Here is a 21,278-nt window from a genome sequence, read left to right on the forward strand (position 1 = left end):
GCCATGACCGAACGTCCAGTGGTCAAGCGCACCGCACGCGCCATTCTGCTCGACGGCGACGATCTCGTCCTGATCAAGCGCACCAAGCCCGGCATGGATCCCTACTGGCTCACCCCGGGCGGCGGCGTCGAACCGAGCGACGCCACGGTCGTCGACGCGCTCCACCGGGAGGTCCACGAGGAACTGGGCGCCAAGATCACCGATGTGGTGCCGTGCTTCGTCGACACGGTCGAGCACATCGTGGACGGCGGCGTCTCGGGCGTGAAGGTGCAGCACTTCTTCGTCTGCCGGCTGGAGTCCATGGACCCCGCCCAGCGGCACGGGCCGGAGGTGGACGAGCCGCTCGGCGAGTACGAGATCGTCCGGGTGCCCTTCAGCCGGGTCGGTATCGCCGCCGTCAATCTCGTACCGCTGTCGCTGCGGCACTACCTGGACGGCAACATCGAGGGCGTACGGGCGATGCACGCCCCCGACCTGGGCTGACCCGCGCCGCTTGCCGGCACGGCGCAGTGGGCACGGCTCAGTCGGACCCCTCAGTCGGATCAGCCGGAACCGCTCAGTCGCCGGCCGCCACGAGCTCTTCCAGCGAGTCGTGGCGGATCCGCTCGTAGGGCACGCCGACACCCCTGAGCGCGTCGACGCCGCTGCGGATCATGCCGACCGGGCCCGAGAGGTACGCGTCGTACTCGTTCCACGGTCCGTACTCGCGCACCACGTCGGGCAGCTGCGTCTTGCCGTCGATGATCGCGCGCACCTCCAGCCACGGATGGGACTGCTGGAGCCGCAGCATGGTGTCGATGTCGTACAGATCGTGATCGGTACGGGCGCCGTAGAAGACCTCGACGGGGCGCCTGGCGCCGTGTTCGGCGACATCCTCGACCAGCGCCTTGATGGGCGCGATGCCGGTGCCGCCGCCCAGACAGAGCAAGCCGTTGTCGGTGGTGTGGTCGACGGTCATCGAACCGGCGGGCGGACCCAGGCGCAGCACGTCACCGGGGCGGGCGTGGTGGACCAGGGCGTTGGACACCCAGCCGGCCGGGACGGCCTTGACGTGGAAGGACAGCAGTCCGTCCGAGCGGGGCGCGGAGGCGAAGGAGTAGTGCCGCCAGATCCGCGGCCACCAGGGGGTCTCAAGGCTCGTGTACTGCCCGGCCAGGAAGGGGTACGGCTGGTCGGGGCGGACCGTGATGACCGCGATGTCGGGCGTTCTCAGATCGTGCGAGACCACCTCGGCGTGCCACCAGGCCGGTGCGTGCCGCTCGTTCTCGGCGGCCGCGTCGATCATGATCTGGGAGATCGTGGTGTACGTCCGGACCCAGGCGGCCTCGGTCTCCTCGTCCCAGGTCGTCGTCGCGTACCGGCTCAGCGCCCCGATGAGCGCCTCACCGACAGCCGGGTAGTGCGAGGCCTCGGTGCCGTACTTGCGGTGGCCGCGGCCCAGGTGCTGGAGGTACTCGGTGAGCACCGCGGCGTTGTCCATGTGCTCGGCGGCGGTCAGCAGCGCCTTGAGGAGCCGGTCCCGCTGGGCCTCCATGGCCGCCGGGAAGAGGCCACGGAGCTCGGGGTTGCGTGTGAAGAGCAGGGCGTAGAAGTACGAGGTCACCTTGTCGGACACGGGCCCGACCTCGGCGAGCGTCCGCCGGACGCGTATCGCATCGGGCGACCCGGACTCCGCGGCCACGGCGTCGGCCACCGCCTCGGGGGAGGGCTGCTCCTCGGGGCTGCCCGGGTGGGCGTCGGGGCCGTCCGGGCGGGCGTGCGGGCCGTCCGGGTGAGCCGCGCGGCCGTGGTGGCGGGCGCTGTCGAGGTGATCGGAGTGGTGGGCCTCGTCGACGTGGTGGGCCTCCTCGGCGTGCTCCGAGCGCGAGGGGTACCCGGCGCCGTCCGGGTGCCGGGCGTCGTCCACCTGGCCAGTGGGCGCGTCGTACGGGGCGTCCTGGGGCTCCGGCGCGTGCACCGGGTCGGCAGAGGCGTGCGGGGGCTCGGGAGCCATGGGCCGTTCGGCCTGGCGTTCGCGTACCGGACGCTGGGAGCCGTCGGGCCACGGCACGGTCGACGGTGCGCGCGTCTCCGCCTCCGGAGTCCGGGAGGCCGGGGCCGCGCCGGCCTCCGGCTCCGCCATACGCGCCGCACCGGTGCCGACCATGCGTATGGACGTGAGCGGCCGACGCGCACCGGCTATTCGTTCCTGATGTCCCTCCGGAGCCTGGCCGGCACCCGCCTCACGCCCCGGGTGCCCGTCGGCATGGGCGGCCTCGGATTCGGCGGGCCGGTCGGTGACCGGCTTGCGCGGTGTGAACCAGCCACTGCCCCCGCCGTTGTCGCCGGACGTGCCGTTGTCGGCCGACGTGGTGGTCGGAGCGTTCATAGAGTGCCTCGCCTCGAACATCTTTCGGTCGGTCTTTGCACTTCCGCCGGCCCGGAAGCTGCCTCAATTCGCTGCTTTTCGCCTCGTATTCGCTGCCCGCCGCCCACAGTAACCCTCAGCCGCACCGCGAAACGGGACGAGTGCGACTGGCTGTGACATTGACCGCAGTTGCAGTGGTCGCAGCATGGCAGGAGTTGCCGGCTCGTCAGAGCGAGAGTGGAAAGCCCGGATTTCGTCCCCAGTTTTCGTTAGGCTGCGTTACCACCGTGTGTTTGGACTAACGGCGGGCTCGTACCAGTTCGTAGGCCTCGCGGAGATCGCCTCCCGTATAAGTGTGTGCGGCAAGCCCGGACAGATGATGGTCCGCGTTGATCGCCACCGCTACCGGGACCGTCGCGAAGATCTCCGCGTCGGACATGGAATCACCGTATGCAACACACTCGTCCAGCTCCACCCCCAACTCTGCACAGAGTTGGTTCGCGATCTTCACTTTCGCCGACGCATTGAGAATGCCCTCGCGATTGACCGGCTGGGTGAATGGCACGGCAGGCCAACGTGAACCGTGGGCGGCGTGCGCCCCCCAGTCGAGCAGCCGCTCGACGAAGAAATCGGGCGACAGGGATACGACCGCGCAGTAACCGCCGTCCGCCCGGATATCCGCCCAGACCTCGCGGATGCCCGCCAGCCACGGCGCGTCGTCGAACGCTGCGGCGACGTGCTCCAGGGTCAGCTCGGACCACAGCTCTCTGGCCCGCACCGCGAACTCGTCAGGAGTAAGGGCTCGGGCCAGGAGTGCGCGCTCCAGCTCGGCGATCTCGGCGCTCAGCCCGAGCTGGCGGGAGATCTCCACAGCTGCCGCGGATCCGCGGATCAGTGTGCCGTCGAGGTCGAACAGATGGAGTCTGGGTGGGCTCGCCATGTACGCCGAGGTTAGTACGCGTCGTGCGCAGGACCATGTTTCACGTGAAACAGGCCTCCACGGCCGCCATGGCGAAACCGTGGTCCTGCTTCGGGGCGCCCCCCACGCCGATCGCACCGATCAGACGGCCGTCACGGCGGACCGGGACGCCCCCGCGAGGAAGAGGAGCGGGCGGTCGAGGCGGTGGGGAGGTGTGGAACGGGCCACCGGGCTGGACGGCGTCGACACGAGTGCTCATGCGGGGTGGCTCCTTGGTAGGGCGGTGGATACGGGGTGGCGCGGATGTCTCAGTGATGGGCCGCGGGGACGGCGGCGGGCCCGGGGGTGCCCCCGGCGACGATCCGGCTGTCGCGCCGGGCCTCCCGGCGTTCGAGGGCGCTGGAGAGGACGGCCAGTGCCAGGGCGGACGCGGCAAGGACGGCTCCGACCCAGTTGGGGGCGGTGATGCCGAGGCCGGCGGCGATGACGACGCCGCCGAGCCAGGCGGACAGCGCGTTGCCGAGGTTGAAGGCGCCGATGTTCACCGCGGAGGCGAGGGTGGGAGCACCGGAAGCCTGGTCCAGGACCCGCTTCTGCAGCGGCGGTACGGTCGCGAAGCCCAGCGCGCCAATGAGCGTGACCGTGATCGCGGCCGTGATCTGGTTGTGCGCCGTGACAGTGAACAGTGCCAGGACGACGGCGAGGGCGCCCAGCGATACGTACAGCAGGGGCATCAGCTTGCGGTCGGCGAACCTGCCGCCGATCAGGTTGCCCCCGACCATGCCCAGGCCGAACAGGACCAGGAGCCAGGTCACCGAGGACTCGGCGAATCCGGCGGCCTCGGTCATCATCGGGGTGATGTAGGTGATGGCGGCGAACACACCGCCGAAGCCCAGCACGGTCATCGCCATGGCCAGCAGCACCTGAACATTGCGGAAAGCGGCGAGCTCGTGGCGCAGTCGTACGCCTTCGGGCTTGGGCTGCTCGGGTACCAACTTCGCGACGCCGAGCAGGCCGAGGACACCGAGGGCGGCGACGATGAAGAAGGTCGCGCGCCAGCCGGCCGTCTGGCCGATGAAAGTACCAGCCGGCACGCCGACCACATTGGCGACGGTCAGGCCGGTGAACATCATCGCGATTGCGCCGGCCTTCTTCTGCGGGGCGACCAGATCGGCGGCGACCACCGAGCCGATGCCGAAGAACGCGCCGTGCGCGAGCGAGGCGACGACCCGTCCCACCAGCATGAGGCCGAAGGCAGGGGCGACGGCGGACAGGACATTGCCCGCGATGAACAGCCCCATGAGAAGCATCAGCATGCGCTTGCGGGAGACCCTGGTCCCCAGGACGGTCATGAGTGGAGCGCCGAGGACGACGCCGAGTGCATAGCCCGTGACGAGGTAGCCGACGGTCGGGATCGACACCTGATAGTCGGCCGCGACCTGGGGAAGCAGCCCCATGATCACGAACTCGGTCGTTCCGATGCCGAAGGCCCCGATGGCGAGGGCGAGGAGCGCGAGTGGCATGGGTGGAGCCCTTTCCCAGGAGATTGCGTCTGCGCCTTACAGGCGTCGACAATAATTGCGGACGCTGACTAACTGCAAGCGCGGGCTATTGCGGACGTCGTCTATCCTGGTGACAAGCCGCTCCGGGACGGAGGAGAGATCTCCCATGACAGCCACAGATCCGGCGCTCACCGCCCTCGCGCAGGGCTGGTGCGCCCTCTCTCTGCTCCACGGCAGGATCGAGGCCCGTATCGAGCGTGAGCTGGAGGCCAAGCACGGCCTGAGCGTGCGCGAGTTCTCCCTGCTCGATGTCCTCAGCCGACAGCACAACGGCCCCGGCGGCCACCTCCAGATGAAGCAGGTCGCCGACGCCGTCGTCCTCAGCCAGAGCGCCACCACCCGCCTGGTCACCCGCCTCGAGGACCGCGGTCTGCTCACGCGCTATCTCTGCGACACCGATCGACGCGGTATCTACACCGACGTCACCGAGGCCGGCCTGGCGCTGCTCGCCGAGGCCCGGCCCACCAATGACGCCGCTCTACGGGAAGCGCTCGACGAGGCCGCGAAGAACCCGGAGCTGGCCCCGCTGGTCAGGGCGGTCGAAGAGCTGCACGTGCCGGTGGGCTGACCGGTCACCGAGGAACACCGGGAAGTAGCCTGCGCCCCATGAGCGATCTTGAGATCAGGCCCGCAGCCCCCACCGACATCCCCGCGATCGTGGCCATGCTCGCCGACGACCCCCTGGGGGCGCAGCGTGAGTCGCCCGACGACCTCACTCCGTACTCCGCCGCCTTCGAGCGGCTGTCGAGCGACCCGCATCAGCGCCTGGTCGTCGCCGTACGCGATGAGCGGGTCGTCGGGACGCTTCAGCTCACGATCATTCCGGGACTGTCACGGCGTGGCGCCACCCGGTCGACCATCGAAGCCGTTCGCATACATGCCGATGAGCGCGGCGGCGGTCTGGGCACTCAGCTCATCGAATGGGCCATCGCCGAATCACGGCGTGAGCAGTGCCGGTTGGTGCAGCTCACGTCCGACGCCAGCCGCACCGACGCGCACCGCTTCTACAAGCGGCTCGGCTTCGAAGCCTCGCACGTGGGCTTCAAAATGACGCTGTGACGTCCTCCCGCCCTGGGGCGCACCGTTTCACGTGAAACATCACAGCCCGCGCCAGCCGTCCAGGTCCACACCGCCCGGCACCGCATCCCCCGGCTCGTACGGCTCGCGCGTGAACACGAACGAGCCGAGGTCCAGGTGGCTGACGGAACCGTCCTCGCGCCGCACGACCCGCAGCGTCTCCCCCGCGTAGTAGCCGTCCAGCCCTGTCCAGGTGCCGTCCCCCTCTGCCCGGAAGTGCGAGGCGCGCCCCTGCGCCCGCAGGGGGCACAGCTCCACACCGCCATCCGCGACCACCCGCAAGCCGTAGGAGTACGTACCCCAGTACCACGGCCCGGTCAGCTCCAGCAGCGCCGGATCGACGTCGGGCAGCGGCCGCCAGGGCTCCGGAATGCGCGGCTCGGCGTCGGCCACGGTACATACGAGTTCGGCGGCGACCACTCCGGGCATCGGACCGGACGTGGCGTTGGCCAAGGCGACCGCCGCGACACCGTCCTCCACGCTCACCCACAGGCCCGCGAGGAACCCCGGCAGGGAACCGCCGTGCCCCACCAGGGTGCGCTCGCCCGCGCGTACCAGTTGGAGCCCGAGCCCATAGCAACCGTTCCAGTCCCCGGCCTCCGGCGGTACGGCAGGGGTGCGCATCTCAAGCAGCGTCTCGGCGCTCAGCACCCGCTCGTCGCCCTCCGCCAGGAAGGAGGCGAACCGGCACAGATCCGAGGCGGTCGACCACAACTGGCCCGCCGACGCCATCAGCCCGAGGTCCTCGGCCGGTTCGGGCATCATCACATCGGCCCACGGATGCACCGCCCAGCCGCTGGCATACGGCGCGACAGGCCGGGTGCTGGTGCGCCGCAGCCCCAGGGGTTCCAGGACCTCGGCCGTCAGCGCCTCCTCCCACGTCACCCCGCGCACCGCCTCGATCAGCGAACCCAGCAGCGTGTAGCCGGTGTTGGAGTAGTGGTGTCGCCGCCCCGCCGGGTGGAGCAGCGGCCGCTCCCCGAGCACATCGGCGAGCTCCGGGCGCAACGTCCCCGGCGTCCGCTCCCACCACGGTGACGGCGATTCGGCCGCAAGCCCGGCGCTGTGCCCCAGCAACTGAGCGATCGTCACGTCGCCCACGCCCGTCCCGGGCAGGTGCTTCTCCAGGGGATCGCCCAGGTCGAGCAGCCCCTCGTCCCGCAGCCGCATCACCAGAACCGCCGTGAACGGCTTGGTGATGGAGCCGATCCGGTACTGCGTATCGGCATCCGGCACGTGTCCGTCGACGCAGCTGCGCCCGCCCTCCCACAGCAGCCGGCCGTCCCTGGCGACCGCGCCGACGAAAGAAGGCGTACGGCCCTCGGCCTGCGCGGTGGCCACCCGGTGCAGGAGGGCGCGCTCCGTGCTGGGGAGAAGTGTGTCGAAGGTTGACGTCATTCCCCAGGTGTATCCGCCCGCACCCGCTACCGTCGACCGCATTAGCCCCCGCTTGGCCGTACAGCGCCGTACGACGGTGTTGGCGGAATCCGTGTCGTCTCCTCACGTCTCCCGGACCGGCATGACCAGCGTGGTGAAGCTGCCCTGGTCCGCTGAACGGACCACGACCGGCTGCGTCGGCGACGAGATCTCCAGCAGGACGTCCGGGCCCACCCCTGCGTCAAGCGCTGCCACGAGCACGTCCGGGTCGAAGGCGATACGCAGCGCCGGTCCGGTGCAGATGGCGCGCAGCGTGGTGCGTTCCGTGCCGGGGGCGGTGGCCACCAGCCGGCGCTCTTCGGTGTGCAGGGCGACCACCGGGCTCCCGCAACGGCCTGCCAGCGCCTCGCGGAGCTCGCCCCGCCCGGTGATGATCCGGTGCGGTGGCAGGCCGTCCAGAACCATCCGGTAGTCCGGGAAGGCCCCGTCGACGACCGGCACAGCACGCGCCCGGTCCCCACTGCGGACCCAGGCGCCCGGCCCGTCGGTCTCAATGGTGAACTCCGGCAGCCACAGCGCCCAGGAGGCGATGTCCCTCATCTCAGCGGCGTCCACCAGCACCTGACGCGGCCCGCCCCCGCCGGCCTCGGCCCGCAGCACCCGGACCGCCAGACGGAAGCGGTCGGTTGCCACCAACCGCACCTCCTGTCCGTCGAGTTCCAGCAGCACACAGCCGAGCTCGCGGAACTCCTCCCCTACGCCCGCCCCGGCCGCGGCCGGCGCCACCTGCCGTACGGCGCTGGCGAACTCCGCTCCGCCGACCCTGGCCCGTGTTCCCGTCCCCGGCGTCGTTCCCGATGCACCGGGCAGGTCGCGCAGGATGTCCTCGACGGCCGCCTGGGCCGCCGCCGCCATGTCGCGGCTCCTTCGCGCATGGCCCTCCAGCACCGCGCGGGCCGCCTCCTGATCGCCGTCGAGCACCACCAAGGCGTCCACCAGCGGCAGCCCCGCCTCCCGCAGCCGCCGCACCAGCCCGGCACGCGCCTCCTGGCCCGGCTCGTAGTAGCGGTAACCCGTCACGCCGTCGACGTGAGCGGGGCGCAGCACACCGCAGTCGTCGTAGAACCGCAACGCACTCGGCGCCAGCCCCACCCGCCGGGCGAAGGCCCCGATGCTCAACCGCGCTTCGGCCCCGGCAATCCCGTCGATCTCCTCGTCCATGGCCGCGATTGTCAGCCTTCAAGCAACGTGAAGGTCAAACGCCCCGGACCTGTAGGCACGCCGCTCGTCTGGCGGTGAAGACCGGCCCGACAGGGTTCGACCATCACTACAGTCCAGTCTCATGACGACGGTCACCACGCGCACGGTCGCATACCCGGCCGACGGCCTGACGATGATCGGGCACCTCGCGCTCCCCGCCGGTATCGACCGCCGGCCCGCAGTCCTGATCGGGCCCGAGGGCCGGGCCTGAACGACTTCCAGCGCCGCCGGGTCGACGCCCTCGCCGAACTGGGGTACGTGGCGCTGGCCTTCGACCTCCACGGCGGGCGCTGGTTCACCGACCCACAGGAGATGCTGGCGCGCGTGACCCCGCTGCTCGCCGACCCCGTCCGGATGCGGGGTATCGGCCATGCGGCACTCGATGTGCTGCGTGCTGAACCGCGGACCGACCCCGACCGGATCGCCGCTATCGGCTACGGCACCGGGGGCGCAATCGTGCTGGAACTCGGGCGCGACGGCCTCAATCTGCGGGCGATCGGGACGGTCAACGCACTGACCACGGGCCGACCGGGCGAGGCGGCGCGCATCCGTTGCCCCGTGTGAGCCGGGTCGGATCAGAGGACCTGATCATGCCCGCTGAGCAACGGGACGCGTTCACTGCCGAGATGCAGGCCGCGGGCGTCGACTGGCGCCTCGTGGTCTACGGCGGAGCCCTGCACGCCTTCCACCACCCGCCGGTCGACCAAACCGTGCTCCCCGGCGTCGGCTACCACCCTCAGCACGCGCAGCGGGCCTGGCGCGACATCGTCGACCTGCTCTCCGAGTGCCTGCCCATAACGCAGTGAGCTGGAGCGTTGGGACTGCCATCGTCATAACAGGGAGCCTGAGAACCGACAGGCCGGGTGTAGGCAGCGGACACAGTTGAGCATGTCGACCAGCGTGATTCTTCGTTGATGAGCAGTGTTCAGAGGGGCCAGCCAGGGGTTGTCGAGCACTTTTCACGGCGCCTCCGCGAGTTCGTGAGTGAAGTTGGCTGTCTGCTCCGCAGCGCCCTTGGTCCTGGCTTGCGACGTATCCGACGTTGTCCGGGCTGCGTCGACGCGCGAGAGAGACTCGCGTATGGCATGGGCGAAAACCTCGCCGGCCGGAGTGAGGTTTGTTGTCATGCCCTTCGTTGACCGCCTGAACAGCGTTGTGCCAGCTGCTCGTTCCAGCTTCTTCATGGTGGCGTGGACGTTGCATGGGGTGATGTTGAGGGATCGGGCTGCTGCGGCGATGGTGCTCGTGGGCAGAGCTGTGATCAGGAGAAGACGCCGGACTCTTGTCTCGGCACCTTTGCCTGTAAAGGTGTCCCAGACGGCGGGTGGAAAGTCATCCGGGCCGCCGAGCTGGGCAAGGGGATGATCTTCGCGGGAGTCTTTGCGGGAGACGATTCCCAGCTCAGCGGCTCGGGCTCGGATCGTGTGCGTGCTGACGCCCATGCTCTCTGCGATTGCAGCGTAGGTGCGGTGCTTGACCTCGTACTCGTGACGCAGGTGGTTGGGGTCGATGTGGATGGACCGCTGCCCTCCGGAGAGAAACGCTGAGGTCAGTCCTCGCTCGCAGAGGAGCCGCCGCACGAAAGTGTTGCTGTAGCCGAGGGCCTTCGCAATGTTCCTGTTGCTGAGCCCCTGTGCGATCAGTTCTTGGAGCTCTTTCGTTGTGGGAGTTCGGTTGCGTGGGATCTTCGGTGCGCACGATGTTGGAGATTTCCCGGTGGGGAGAGGATGACGCTCCGCGGTCAGACGGATGTGCTCGATGCTCGTGCTGAGCTGAGAAGCGATCGCCTCGACGCCGTCTCCACTTCGGACAGCTGTCCAGAGCCGGGCGGTGGGAATGCCGTCCGGAGCAGGCCCCGGAAGGTCACAGGTGGCGAGGTTGATCCAGTCCTGTGGGGGTTCCCACCGGATGGGTTCGTTGATGCCGGCCTGTTGAAGCAGCCGGCTGGCCTGGTCATCGAGGTGGTCGCTCACATCGGCGTGCAGGCGTAGTCCTGCTCGTTCGTAGACGTGGACGTGTGCGCCGGCGAGGTTCATGGGCGGCATCAGGAAGCGAGGGTGGGTCCCTGTCAGCCGTTCGATGAGCCTCACCCGCAGAAGTCGCTGTTCAGGAGGCGCGGGGCGAGTTCTGCCAACGGCGTCATAGAACTGGGCAAGTGCCTGCCAGTCGAGGTCCGCGTTCAAGAACTGGGCTCGGCGGCGTGCGTAGTCGATGGGGCTGTTGTGCTCGTCGAGGTGATCGGCAAGCTGGGTGACAGCGGAGAGCACTTGATCCAGATGCCCGGAACGCTGCAGCTTGCTCGTCATGGCGCTGTACTGAAGCCCGAGTCCGGCAGGGTCGTAGTTGAAGAGGAGGCGCCTGGCTTCCTCTTGAGTGGTGCCGCTGCCGACGGCCAACACCATCCGGCTGAGGGCGACTCTGAAACCGATGGGCAGTCGGCCGAAGAGTCCGGGCGGGGTGAGGGGAAGAGCGATTCCGCGCCATAGGCAGGTGGGGACCTTTCGTGAACGCTCGATCGCGGTGCCGCGGGCCGGAGCGCTTGGGCGTGGGCTGGCGGTCCTGTAACGGAGACGTTCGTGCGGCTGCAGCGTTGAAGCGAGTTCTTTGAGAAGAACGCCTTGCAGCTCTGGGGTTGCCCGATCCCACCGCGTGAGGATCTTCCCGGCGGTCGGGATGGCCTCGTTCTTGCGCACTCCATGCGCAGTCGTCAAGAGCCACCGCGTGGTGTCGGGCTGCAGTTCGTCCAGCCCGTTGCGAAGCATGTGCGTTGCAACCGCCATGGCAAAAGCCATGCTTCTGGCCTGGAGCGGCTGCGATCCACCGTGTGACTGGTCTTCCCTTAGGGTCCGTGGATCCGTCACCTTGAGCTCGACGAGTAGGTCACGGGCATGGAGCGGCAGTTCGCTGCTGAAGTGGATTGCGGCCAGCGCGGCGCGGGCGCTGGCATCCAGGTCCTGAAGCCTGCCCAGGGACGGAGGTCGGTGGTCGGCGTCGCCAGTGCCGACCGCGTCCAGGATTTCCGCGATCAGGCCATCGACCCGTTCTTGTGCCGCCAGCACGCGGCCATCCTGCGGGAGCGAAACGGTCGCTGCCCGGCGGAGGTCGCCCAGGCAGCGAGAGGTTCCGGCCTCAGAGGGGGCTGGCTCCGTGGAGAGCCTGGGGCGACGGCAGAAGCCCGGGACCGGCCGGATCCGCAGGCTCCAGTTGAGCCGGGCGGGTCGGGTGCATCGGGGACAGTTGTCAACGAGCAGGCACTTGTGGGTCACGCAGGCGAAAGACCAGGGCAGGCGCCAGGACAGCGGCCACCGGCCGGCGTTGTCGGTGAGGCAGCCAGGGCAAAAGCGCGATGGTCTCGTCCGGTGCCACCAGTCGCCCCGTGTCCGCTGCCCGGATCGGTGATCGATCGTGAGGAGTCGTCCGTTATAACGGGCGAGCGTCATGCCTCCGAGGACGTCGACCGCTACTCCAGTCACGGCGCTCAGCGCGGCGAAGTCCTCTGGATGATGAGCCGGTGTCCAGGGGCGCAATCCGAACATCTCGCGGAGTGCAGGGTGGTGTTCCAACTGGAGACCCGCGAGGGCAAGGATGTCCTTGGTCCTGACCTGAAGTCGGTGTGCGTAGGCGTCCAGCCAACTGTCGAGAGCTTCCCCGGGCAGTGGATGGAATCGGATGGGGATCGTGTCCAGGGTCCCGTTCATGCGGATGCCTTCAGGGGTCTCCTCTGCCGACCCTGCCGCCCTGGACGGCTGGACAGCCGGCCGCTCTCGAAGGCGGCGACCATGTCAAGGCGTGCCTTCTCCGCAGCGGCGTCGTTCTTGACCCGGTTGAGGACATCGACGGTCAATCGCTCCTCGCCGTCCTCGATGGCGCGCTCGCAGCCGCGGGCGATCAGGGCCATCAGCGAGGCGAAGTGACCGGTGCTGCGGGCGAAGAGTTCGTCCGAAAGTTCGTCGGCGATCATTCCCCGGTGTGTGTTCGCGAGTACGACGTTCTTCTCAACGGCCAGGAGTAGGTCCCTCCAGATGCGGCGTCCGGGCTCGGTCTTGACCTCGAACGGTTCCACGGTCAGGGGCGTCAGGCGGCGTCCGTTCTGTGCGAGGTCCTCGTCGTCGTCTCCCAGTCCTTCGTCCAGGAGGCCACGGCCCTCCAGGCCGACGCCGACGTGCAGGAAGGTGACGGGAAAGGTGCTGGCGAGCGATTTGAAGTGGTTCGCGACCGCACGGTCATCTCGGCGTCGCATGTCCAGGAAGTGCACGTCGTCGACGATGATCAGTTTCGTCTCGCAGCTGAGGATCGCATCAGCGGCCCGGTTCCCGAGCTGGTTGGCGTTGCCGCTGTCGTAGCCGGGGAGGGTGAAGAAGCGGCAGAGGGCCGAGTTGAAGTCGCGCCGGCTGGTCCTGTCGGTCAGCTGGATCCGGACGACGGGAACGCGTTCCTGCCCGTCTTCGGTCAGCGTCCCGTAGCGGTCGATCTGTGCGCGATGGAAGTCACGGCCGAAGCTCGTCGCGATGGTGGACTTGCCGAGGCCGGGGAAGGCGTCGATCACCACGGAGGGCCGTACTTTGTCGCCGTCCTGCCGGTTGGACTTGAGCACGTTCCACAAGTCCCGGTGAACCGACTGCAGTTGAGGCGTCCTGATCGGGCCGATGTTGGCGTGCCAGACCGCGCGCTGTTCTTCGTACTCCAGTCGGGCCCGCGACGACAGCGCGGCCAGTTCGCGCGTGCTCAGCAGCGCGGGAGGGACACGGTCCGGCTCGCCTGCGTACCGGTTCCAGCCGCGCTTGACCGAGAGGCTGTAGGCCCTCTCCAAGGAACGGATCGGGGCACTCATGCGATCTCCATGGCGGTGGCGTAGAAGTCGGTGGTCTCCGCGGGGTCGCCCGCGTCGAGTTCCTCCTCACTGTCGTCGTCCCCGCCGAGGTCGTCCTCTTCCAGACACTCTGCCTCAGCGGCGGGCTTGAGCGTCTGCTTCTTGGACGGGATCGTGGGCAGCTCGTGCGGTTCGCTGTCCTCCGCGGCTTCCGGCGGCACCAGCCGTAGGCGCTGCTCGGACAGGCGGATCGCCATGCGGCGCTCGGCCGGGGTGCGGGCGAGGCCGGCGTCCCACTGCTCCAGGAGCTCGGCAAGGGCCCGCTTGGTGTCGGGGAACCGGTGCTGTGCCGCGGCCAGCTGGCGGGCGTAGGCCAGGGCTTCGGCGCTGAAGGGGCCCCGGACCGCGTCGGCGTGCTCCCAGCGAAGCGCGTGCCAGGACTTGGTCTTCGGGTCCTGGAAGTAGATCCGGCTGACGTCGTCGCGGTCGATCCGCAGCGGCCACTTGCCGGTGTGCTTTCCGGTGTAGGGGCTGGTGCGGTTCCGGTAGGGGTTCAGTGCCTTGCCGTCATAGCGCAGGCCGCCGACCTCGACACCGTAGTGCTGGACGGTCCTCCACTCGACGGGCAGGAAGTCGAACACCAGGTCCGTGCGGGCGGGCACTTGGATGTAGCCGGCTCGGTTGACTCCGTGTGCATACATTTCCAGCGGAGACAGGTCGAGGCCGGGGACCTCGGGGATGCACAGCCCTGCGTGCTTCTGCCGGTGATAGCACTGGTCCACCCATTGCCGGATGATCGCCTCCATTTCGTCGAGGAAGTAGTAGGCGTCCTTCTCGACGTCCTTGCCGCGGCTGTAGACATCCGGCCCCTTGTATCCGGGGAGCGGAGCCAGCAGTTGCTCTCGCAGGGTGCGGAAGAATCTCTCCAAGGCGGCCTTGTCGGTGGCCTGGTAGGCGCGAGCCGGCTGCACCGAGATGCCGAGCCGTTCGCAGACGCTCAGCAAGTGCTCCGAGATGTAGATCTTGCCGTTGTCCACCACGACGGTCTCGGCGGCCACGGACGGCAGGAGCGGGTTGCCGTCGGCATCGGCCAGCTGTGCAGCGTCGACGACGACGCTGCGAGGCAGCCCGTGGTAGAGGCTGCGGCTGGTCACGAAGCCCTCGGCGTCGTCCGGCAGCGGCCGGACGGACTCGAAGAGGACCCCTGCGGCATCCACCGCCTTCGTCGAGACCGGTGTCAGCCGCAGCCCGGTGATGCCCCGGTCGTAAAGGTCCATCGCAACGGTGAGTTCGGCCGTCACCCAGCGCAGTGTGACCGGGTCCATGACGAAGACGTCCAGGGGCGTGGTGTCCAGGATGAGGTACTCGCCCGGCCGGGTCGCCCGCAGCCGCCCGTAGGGAGTCTCCGGGCGGTTTGCCGCAGACCTCTTGTTCTTGGTGCCGCCGAAGGCGCCTGTGCCTCGGGAGAGTTCGCGCAGGATCTTGCGGCCTTTGGTCGTCTTGGGAGGCTTCACCGGTGGAGGCGGATCCTCCAGCTCGGCGTCTTCGGCATCGAGCCGGGCCTGGATCTTGGCCAGCAGGAGGTCTTGGGTCGGCCGGCTCGCATCGGTGTGCTCGCTCAGAACGGTCCGGGCCATGGCGATCCAGCGCGGATCGACCCCGGCCAGCACATCCCGCCGCCGCGTCCACCGCTTGTCCAGCAGAGCCGACGGCCCCTCGTTCTCAAAGCCGGTCAGCCAGGCCCGCACCGTCGACACCCCGATTCCCAGCTCTGCGGCCTTGGCGGCGTACCGCTGTCCCTTTCGGACACTGGGGTCGTACTCCGGGCGCGGCTCACCAGGCAGCGCCAGCTCGGCGTGTCCTCGCCGGTAGCCCGTCCGCAGTTCCTGCATGTGGCCGATGCGGTCGAGCAGTTCGTCCCGCTCTTCCTTGGAGAGGTTGTTCAGGTCTGCCCCGGCGCCCTCGATCGGCTCGGCGCAGTCGGCGTCGATCAACCGGGTCGTGGGCTGCGACAGCAGGTGCCCGATGTCGACCTGCCGGAGCCCACCATGCACGTCGCGCAGCAGCACGTTGGGGGCATCGAGTTCGGAGACCTGCCACAGGCCGCCGTCGTAGCTCAGCCGGACTCCGGTCGCGAGCACCGTACGTTGTGACGTCATGCGCAGACCTCCACCCTGCTGTCGCTGTCCAGCCGACACCGCAGATTTGTCGTGAGCCGCTGCTGCCACAGCAGTCTCAGCACCGCCTGTTTGAGCAACTCGGGCTCCCAGGTCGCCTGCAGCCGCAGGAGCAGCTCCCGGATCGTCGCCCCTCCGGCTGCCGCACCGAGAACCTCGTCCAGCACCTCGTCTGCCACGAGCCCGTCGCGGCGCTGGCTCGCCAAGAACCGCACGTTCGCGAGGAGGACCGGGTCCTCGCCGGACCAGATCTCGTGGGCCCACCCGTGTTCCTCGATCAACTTCGCCGGCCAGGCGAGCGCCTCGGCGATCTCCGGCTTGGACATCTGGGAGGAGGGCTTGACGTTGACGACCGTCACCGATCGGTCAGTCCGGACGAGGAGGTAGTCCGGGACATGTCGCCTGGCCCGACCGGCAACCCTGGCCCGGAGTCGGAACGGCTGGGCCGCGATCTCCACCACCTGGGGGTCGAAGTCGGCCAGCATCAGCCGCGCGAGTTCCAAGCGGCTCTCGTAGAGGACGTGGCCGCCGGTCGTGGCGCACCAGTAGTAGCCGGAATGGTGTTTCTGCCCATGGCGGTTACGGAACGTACGCCACGGCTTCGCCCGCGTCACCTGGGCCGAGCGCAGCTGCCTCATCGGCTTCTCAACAGTGCTGTCGTCCACCGTCCGCAGCGAGACCAGCGCGCCCCCGGCGCCATCACGCGCCGCCCGCGCTCTGCGAGGCGGAGCACAGTCCGACCCCATCGTCTGGGTACCCACGACTTCCCCTCTCCGTAGAAGGTCTGGGAACTTCCACGGCAGGAGAACTGAGGCTCAAGGGCCGTATCCATGCGATGGTTGAACTCGGTCCACCAAGTTGAGTGGCAGCGATCCATCGAGGTTTGGGACTGCTCAACTGCCCGACATTGCTGATGTACCGCTGAGATACGGGCTCGATTGCTGAACTAAGTCGGCCCCCTACACCGGGCGATCAGGTCTGCGCCATGTCCACGAACCGCGAGTAGTGACCCTGGAAGGCCACGGTGATCGTCGCCGTCGGGCCGTTACGGTGCTTGGCCACGATCAGGTCCGCCTCGCCCGCGCGGGGCGACTCCTTCTCGTACGCGTCCTCGCGGTGCAGCAGGATGACCATGTCCGCGTCCTGCTCGATGGAGCCGGACTCACGGAGGTCCGAGACCATCGGCTTCTTGTCCGTACGCTGCTCGGGGCCACGGTTCAGCTGTGAGAGCGCGATCACCGGAAGCTCCAGCTCCTTGGCCAGCAGCTTCAGGTTTCGCGACATGTCGGATACCTCCTGCTGTCGGCTCTCGGCGCGCTTGGAGCCACCGGACTGCATCAGCTGGAGGTAGTCGATGACGACCAGCTTCAGGTTGTTCCGCTGCTTGAGCCGACGGCACTTGGCGCGGATCTCCATCATCGACAGGTTCGGGGAGTCGTCGATGTAGAGCGGGGCCTGCGACACGTCCGGCATGCGCCGCGCCAGTCGCGTCCAGTCCTCGTCCGTCATCGTCCCGGAACGCATGTGGTGCAGCGCCACGCGAGCCTCCGCCGACAGCAGACGCATCGCGATCTCATTGCGGCCCATTTCGAGGGAGAAAATGACGCTGGGCAGGTTGTTCTTGATCGACGCCGCGCGGGCGAAGTCCAGCGCCAGCGTCGACTTTCCCATGGCGGGACGGGCCGCGATGACGATCATCTGGCCGGGGTGCAGGCCGTTCGTCAGCGAGTCGAAGTCCGTGAAGCCCGTCGGTACGCCGGTCATCTCGCCACTGCGCGAACCAATCGCCTCGATCTCGTCGAGAGCGCCCTCCATGATGTCGCCGAGCGGCAGGTAGTCCTCGCTCGTGCGCTGCTCGGTGACCGCGTAGATCTCCGCCTGGGCCGAGTTGACGATCTCGTCGACATCGCCGTCGGCGGCGTATCCCATCTGCGTGATCTTGGTGCCGGCCTGGACGAGACGGCGCAGCACCGCACGCTCGTGGACGATCTCCGCGTAGTACGAGGCGTTCGCCGCGGTCGGGACCGACTGGACCAGGGTGTGCAGGTACGACGCACCGCCGACCCGGTTGATCTCCCCGCGCTTGGTCAGCTCGGCGCCCACGGTGATGGGGTCGGCCGGCTCGCCCTTGGCGTAGAGGTCGAGGATGGCGGTGTAGATGGTCTCGTGGGCCGGCTTGTAGAAGTCGTGGCCCTTGATGATCTCCACGACGTCCGCGATGGCGTCCTTGGAGAGCAGCATGCCGCCGAGCACGGACTGCTCGGCGTCGAGGTCCTGCGGCGGCACTCGCTCGAACCCGCCCGCGCCACTGTCCCAGGGGCCGCTCTCGCTGCCCCGCTCGTGCTGCTCGTCGCGGCCCATGCCGCGGCCGCGATTGTCACCGCCGCGCGGACGGGTGACGGGCAGACGGTCGCTGGGACCGGTGTCGGCCCAGGGGTCGTCCAAGGGCTCGGGAATGCTCACCGGCCCACCTCCTCCCGTCCGCTCCGCGGACCCTCGCCGTGCCACTCTTTCTACGGCACGACACTGACAAAGCGAGAGGCTCAACTCCGCTTCTGGCGCGTCGAGCGCCGGACCACGGTAGGCCCGCGGGCACCGTCAGCCAATCTGGTTATCCACAGGGCCTGTGGGTGAAGACCCAGATGCTGTGGAGAACCCCGCAGAACCTGTGCACGGAGCGGGGGACAGCCGTGTGGACAAACTCATAGCCCGACCGAGAGACCCCTACTGACCTGCTCTTTTTCCATCCACCGGCTGTGGGGGAGAAAAACTTTCCCGGCTGGACCAAGATCAGAACAAACGGCGCACACACCAGCCGCCACCAAGGTGATAGGTAAGGATCAGATAGCCCTTGCATCTCTTACCTGTGGAAGATTAGATTGCTCCCATGACCCAGGCCCCCGCGCGACCGAAGAGCGAACGACGCCGACACGACCGCGAGATCATCGCGCTCGCCGTCCCGGCCTTCGGAGCGCTCGTCGCCGAGCCGCTTTTCGTGATGGTCGACAGCGCCATCGTCGGCCACCTCGGCACCCCGCAGCTCGCCGGTCTCGGCATCGCGGCCGCCCTGCTCTCCACCGCCGTGAGCGTCTTCGTCTTCCTCGCCTACGCCACCACCGCGGCAGTCGCCCGCAGGGTAGGCGCCGGTGACCTGCCCTCGGCCATCCGCCAGGGCATGGACGGCATCTGGCTGGCGCTGATCCTGGGCCTGGCCGTCATCGCCTTCACCCTGCCCACGGCACCCTGGCTGGTCGAGGTCTTCGGCGCCTCAGGCACCGCCTCCCCCTACGCCACCACTTACCTGCGCATCTCCAGCCTCGGCATACCGGCGATGCTGATCGTGCTCGCCGCCACCGGCGTCCTCCGCGGCCTGCAGGACACCAAAACCCCCCTGTACGTCGCCATCGCCGGCTTCACCGCCAATGCGGTGCTCAACGTAGCGCTCGTGTACGGCGCCGGGTTCGGCATCGCAGGATCCGCCTGGGGCACAGTGATCGCCCAGTGTGGCATGGCCGCGGCCTACCTCTTCGTGGTCGTACGGGGAGCACGGCGCCACGGCGCATCGCTGCGGCCGGACGCCGCCGGCATACGAGCGAGCGCCCAAGCAGGCGTCCCCCTCCTGGTCCGTACGCTCTCACTGCGCGCGATCTTGATGATCGCCACCGCCGTCGCCGCCCGGCTGGGGGACGTCGATGTCGCCGCCCACCAGATCATCCTGTCCCTGTGGAGCCTGATGGCCTTCGCCCTGGACGCCATCGCCATAGCAGGGCAGGCCATCATCGGCCGCTACCTGGGCGCAGGCGACGCCGATGGAGCACGGAGAGCCTGCCGGCGCATGGTGGAGTGGGGCATCGCCTCCGGCCTGGTGCTCGGCGCGCTGATCGTCCTGGCCCGCCCACTCTTCATCCCGCTGTTCACCGGCGATCCCACCGTGAAGGACACACTCCTGCCCGCGCTGCTCGTCGTGGCGCTCTCGCAGCCCATCGCCGGCGTGGTCTTCGTCCTGGACGGTGTGCTGATGGGCGCCGGAGACGGCCCCTATCTGGCCGGCGCGATGGTCGTGACACTCGCCGTTTTCGCACCGGTCGCCCTGCTGGTGCCCGCACTCGGCGGCGGACTGACGGCCCTGTGGTGGGCCATGGGGCTGATGATGACGGTCCGGATGCTGACGCTCTGGCTGCGCATGCGGTCCGGCCGCTGGGTGGTCACGGGCGCCACTCGCTGACCCAGGGGGCATGTTTCACGTGAAACGTCGCCAAAGGCACACAAGCACAGCAGAAGGGCCGCACCCGAAGGTGCGGCCCTTCTGTCACGCGGGACGATCGCTAGGCGACTAGGCGATCGCTGAGCGCAGTGCTCAGGCGGCGACGATCTCGACGCCGAGCTTCGCGACGACCTCGGCGTGCAGACGCACGGAGACCTGGTGCGAGCCCAGGGTCTTGATCGGCGAGCCGAGCTCGACACGGCGCTTGTCGACCTCGGGGCCACCCGCGGACTTGATCGCCGAAGCGATGTCCGCCGGGGTCACGGAGCCGAAGAGACGGCCGGCGTCGCCGGAGCGAACAGCCAGGCGCACCTTCGTGCCCTCGAGCCGGGCCTTGATCTCGTTGGCCTGCTCGATGGTCGCGATCTCGTGGATCTTGCGGGCGCGGCGGATCTGCGCCACGTCCTTCTCGCCACCCTTGGTCCAGCGGATCGCGAAACCGCGCGGGACCAGGTAGTTGCGAGCGTAACCGTCCTTGACGTCGACGACGTCACCGGCGGTGCCGAGGCCGGAGACCTCGTGCTTGAGGATGATCTTCATGTTTCGTCACCCTCCCTTATCGCGCGGTGGACGTGTAGGGCAGCAGCGCCATCTCACGGCTGTTCTTGACGGCCGTGGCGACGTCACGCTGGTGCTGCGTGCAGTTGCCGGTGACGCGGCGGGCACGGATCTTGCCGCGGTCGGAAATGAACTTCCGCAGCATGTTCGTGTCCTTGTAGTCCACGTACGCGGTCTTGTCCTTGCAGAATGCGCAGACCTTCTTCTTCGGCTTGCGCACAGGCGGCTTCGCCATGGTGTATCTCCTGTGTGATCAAGAAGTGGGGTACGAGCCTGGGCCCTGAAAGCCCTGAGGGGCCTAGAAGGGGGGCTCGTCCGAGTAGCCGCCGCCGGCACCGCCGGAGCTTCCGCCCCAGCCGCCTCCGCCGCCCTGCGGCTGGCTGCCGCCGGCCGGCGCGCTGGTCGCCCACGGGTCGTCGGCGGGAGCGCCGCCACCCTGCTGGCCACCACCCGGGGCACCGCCCCAGTTGCCGCCGCCCTGCTGACCGCCGCCGTAGCCGCCCTGGCCACCGCGGCCGGTGGTCTTGGTGACCTTGGCCGTGGCGTTCTTGAGGCTGGGGCCGACTTCCTCGACGTCCAGCTCGTAGACCGTGCGCTTGACGCCCTCGCGGTCCTCGTAGGACCGCTGCTTCAGCCGGCCCTGCACGACGACGCGCATGCCTCGCTGGAGCGACTCGGCGACGTTCTCCGCCGCCTGGCGCCAGACCGAGCAGGTGAGGAACAGGCTTTCGCCGTCCTTCCACTCATTGGTCTGACGGTCGAAGGTGCGGGGAGTGGACGCGACGCGGAACTTCGCGACCGCCGCACCGGACGGGGTGAAGCGCAGCTCGGGGTCGTCGACAAGATTGCCGACGACCGTGATGACGGTCTCGCCTGCCATGGGGAACCTCTCGGCGGGATTGCTTCTGGCTGCTTGCTGCTGCTACT

At 68.6% G+C, this 21,278-nt stretch carries 17 protein-coding genes and 2 pseudogenes; 5 read left to right on the plus strand and 14 right to left on the minus strand.

The genetic code is table 11. The features are described 5' to 3' along the window. The first annotated feature begins 3 nt into the window (after positions 1-3). Positions 4-483 (plus strand): NUDIX hydrolase, encoded by a 480-nt coding sequence (locus tag BKD26_RS21360; RefSeq protein WP_073756459.1) that lies wholly within the window; start codon positions 4-6, stop codon positions 481-483. A gap of 73 nt (positions 484-556) precedes the next feature. On the opposite strand, the gene BKD26_RS21365 is transcribed toward BKD26_RS21360, so the two are convergent. The 4 genes and pseudogenes from BKD26_RS21365 to BKD26_RS21380 form a co-directional block, all read right to left on the minus strand. After that, positions 557-2,368, minus strand: coding sequence for a globin domain-containing protein (locus tag BKD26_RS21365; RefSeq protein WP_084900594.1), 1,812 nt, complete (start codon positions 2,366-2,368; stop codon positions 557-559). A gap of 277 nt (positions 2,369-2,645) precedes the next feature. Beyond that, the gene (locus BKD26_RS21370; protein ID WP_084900597.1) at positions 2,646-3,287 is read right to left on the minus strand and encodes an HAD-IB family phosphatase; all 642 of its coding nucleotides are present in this window, start codon (positions 3,285-3,287) and stop codon (positions 2,646-2,648) included. A gap of 40 nt (positions 3,288-3,327) precedes the next feature. Beyond that, positions 3,328-3,513 (minus strand): annotated as a pseudogene (locus tag BKD26_RS21375) (heme-binding protein); the annotation flags it as partial. Between the two features lie 61 nt (positions 3,514-3,574). Continuing rightward, positions 3,575-4,789, minus strand: a complete 1,215-nt coding sequence (locus BKD26_RS21380) for an MFS transporter (RefSeq protein WP_084900601.1) — start codon at positions 4,787-4,789, stop codon at positions 3,575-3,577. Between the two features lie 145 nt (positions 4,790-4,934). On the opposite strand from BKD26_RS21380, the gene BKD26_RS21385 reads away from it, so the two are divergent. Together BKD26_RS21385 and BKD26_RS21390 are read left to right on the plus strand one after the other, a co-directional pair. Further along, on the plus strand, positions 4,935-5,396 hold the full coding sequence (locus tag BKD26_RS21385; protein WP_084900605.1) for a MarR family transcriptional regulator: 462 nt from the start codon (positions 4,935-4,937) through the stop codon (positions 5,394-5,396). A gap of 38 nt (positions 5,397-5,434) precedes the next feature. After that, entirely contained in the window at positions 5,435-5,887 is a 453-nt protein-coding gene (locus tag BKD26_RS21390) for a GNAT family N-acetyltransferase (protein ID WP_084900608.1), read from the plus strand. Between the two features lie 39 nt (positions 5,888-5,926). On the opposite strand, the gene BKD26_RS21395 is transcribed toward BKD26_RS21390, so the two are convergent. After that, complete coding sequence (locus tag BKD26_RS21395) at positions 5,927-7,303, minus strand: serine hydrolase domain-containing protein (protein WP_084900611.1); 1,377 nt, start codon at positions 7,301-7,303, stop codon at positions 5,927-5,929. A gap of 102 nt (positions 7,304-7,405) precedes the next feature. Then, the gene (locus tag BKD26_RS21400; protein ID WP_084900613.1) at positions 7,406-8,503 is read right to left on the minus strand and encodes a MerR family transcriptional regulator; all 1,098 of its coding nucleotides are present in this window, start codon (positions 8,501-8,503) and stop codon (positions 7,406-7,408) included. A 121-nt stretch (positions 8,504-8,624) separates the two neighbouring features. Between BKD26_RS21400 and BKD26_RS21405 the strand changes: the two are divergent. Beyond that, a pseudogene (locus tag BKD26_RS21405) lies at positions 8,625-9,348 on the plus strand (dienelactone hydrolase family protein). 153 nt (positions 9,349-9,501) lie between these two features. On the opposite strand, the gene BKD26_RS21410 reads toward BKD26_RS21405, so the two are convergent. The 5 genes from BKD26_RS21410 to dnaB form a co-directional block, all read right to left on the minus strand. Continuing rightward, entirely contained in the window at positions 9,502-11,601 is a 2,100-nt protein-coding gene (locus BKD26_RS21410) for a LysR family transcriptional regulator (protein WP_241518764.1), read from the minus strand. A 635-nt stretch (positions 11,602-12,236) separates the two neighbouring features. Continuing rightward, positions 12,237-13,373, minus strand: a complete 1,137-nt coding sequence (locus tag BKD26_RS21415) for an ATP-binding protein (protein ID WP_084900618.1) — start codon at positions 13,371-13,373, stop codon at positions 12,237-12,239. Next, positions 13,370-15,511 carry a helix-turn-helix domain-containing protein gene (locus BKD26_RS21420; protein WP_084900621.1) on the minus strand — a complete coding sequence of 714 codons (2,142 nt, stop codon included), beginning with the start codon at positions 15,509-15,511 and terminating at the stop codon, positions 13,370-13,372. The genes BKD26_RS21415 and BKD26_RS21420 overlap by 4 nt, the downstream gene beginning before the upstream one ends. After that, positions 15,508-16,290: a TnsA-like heteromeric transposase endonuclease subunit gene (locus tag BKD26_RS21425; RefSeq protein ID WP_241518765.1), complete on the minus strand. Its 783-nt coding sequence runs from the start codon at positions 16,288-16,290 to the stop codon at positions 15,508-15,510. Before BKD26_RS21425 ends, BKD26_RS21420 begins: the two co-directional genes overlap by 4 nt. 211 nt (positions 16,291-16,501) lie before the next feature. Next, positions 16,502-17,992: a replicative DNA helicase gene (gene dnaB, locus BKD26_RS21430; protein WP_073756467.1), complete on the minus strand. Its 1,491-nt coding sequence runs from the start codon at positions 17,990-17,992 to the stop codon at positions 16,502-16,504. Between the two features lie 424 nt (positions 17,993-18,416). On the opposite strand from dnaB, the gene BKD26_RS21440 reads away from it, so the two are divergent. Further along, entirely contained in the window at positions 18,417-19,754 is a 1,338-nt protein-coding gene (locus BKD26_RS21440; protein WP_084900623.1) for an MATE family efflux transporter, read from the plus strand. 132 nt (positions 19,755-19,886) lie between these two features. Here the strand turns inward: BKD26_RS21440 and rplI are convergent, their stop codons facing one another. From rplI to BKD26_RS21455, 3 genes are all read right to left on the minus strand, one after another. After that, positions 19,887-20,333 carry a 50S ribosomal protein L9 gene (rplI, locus tag BKD26_RS21445; RefSeq protein ID WP_084900626.1) on the minus strand — a complete coding sequence of 149 codons (447 nt, stop codon included), beginning with the start codon at positions 20,331-20,333 and terminating at the stop codon, positions 19,887-19,889. 16 nt (positions 20,334-20,349) lie between these two features. Beyond that, a complete protein-coding gene (gene rpsR / locus BKD26_RS21450; protein WP_005315025.1) occupies positions 20,350-20,586 on the minus strand; it encodes a 30S ribosomal protein S18 in 237 nt (78 codons plus the stop codon). A 63-nt stretch (positions 20,587-20,649) separates the two neighbouring features. Further along, positions 20,650-21,231, minus strand: coding sequence for a single-stranded DNA-binding protein (locus tag BKD26_RS21455; RefSeq protein WP_084900628.1), 582 nt, complete (start codon positions 21,229-21,231; stop codon positions 20,650-20,652). Positions 21,232-21,278 lie beyond the last annotated feature (47 nt).

It is taken from the genome of Streptomyces sp. CB03238 (genome assembly GCF_002099185.1).
In the GTDB taxonomy this organism is placed as follows: Bacteria; Actinomycetota; Actinomycetes; order Streptomycetales; family Streptomycetaceae; genus Streptomyces.

Excerpts from the sequence above, each read along its gene's own strand:
- BKD26_RS21365 (WP_084900594.1), bottom strand. The coding sequence starts at position 2,368 with ATGAACGCTCCGACCACCACGTCGGCCGACAACGGCACGTCCGGCGAC.
- BKD26_RS21400 (WP_084900613.1), bottom strand. The coding sequence starts at position 8,503 with ATGGACGAGGAGATCGACGGGATTGCCGGGGCCGAAGCGCGGTTGAGC.
- BKD26_RS21420 (WP_084900621.1), bottom strand. The coding sequence starts at position 15,511 with ATGACGTCACAACGTACGGTGCTCGCGACCGGAGTCCGGCTGAGCTAC.
- BKD26_RS21385 (WP_084900605.1), top strand. The coding sequence starts at position 4,935 with ATGACAGCCACAGATCCGGCGCTCACCGCCCTCGCGCAGGGCTGGTGC.
- BKD26_RS21455 (WP_084900628.1), bottom strand. The coding sequence starts at position 21,231 with ATGGCAGGCGAGACCGTCATCACGGTCGTCGGCAATCTTGTCGACGAC.
- BKD26_RS21380 (WP_084900601.1), bottom strand. The coding sequence starts at position 4,789 with ATGCCACTCGCGCTCCTCGCCCTCGCCATCGGGGCCTTCGGCATCGGA.
- BKD26_RS21415 (WP_084900618.1), bottom strand. The coding sequence starts at position 13,373 with ATGAGTGCCCCGATCCGTTCCTTGGAGAGGGCCTACAGCCTCTCGGTC.
- BKD26_RS21360 (WP_073756459.1), top strand. The coding sequence starts at position 4 with ATGACCGAACGTCCAGTGGTCAAGCGCACCGCACGCGCCATTCTGCTC.
- BKD26_RS21395 (WP_084900611.1), bottom strand. The coding sequence starts at position 7,303 with ATGACGTCAACCTTCGACACACTTCTCCCCAGCACGGAGCGCGCCCTC.
- BKD26_RS21370 (WP_084900597.1), bottom strand. The coding sequence starts at position 3,287 with ATGGCGAGCCCACCCAGACTCCATCTGTTCGACCTCGACGGCACACTG.
- BKD26_RS21440 (WP_084900623.1), top strand. The coding sequence starts at position 18,417 with ATGACCCAGGCCCCCGCGCGACCGAAGAGCGAACGACGCCGACACGAC.
- BKD26_RS21390 (WP_084900608.1), top strand. The coding sequence starts at position 5,435 with ATGAGCGATCTTGAGATCAGGCCCGCAGCCCCCACCGACATCCCCGCG.
- rpsR (WP_005315025.1), bottom strand. The coding sequence starts at position 20,586 with ATGGCGAAGCCGCCTGTGCGCAAGCCGAAGAAGAAGGTCTGCGCATTC.
- rplI (WP_084900626.1), bottom strand. The coding sequence starts at position 20,333 with ATGAAGATCATCCTCAAGCACGAGGTCTCCGGCCTCGGCACCGCCGGT.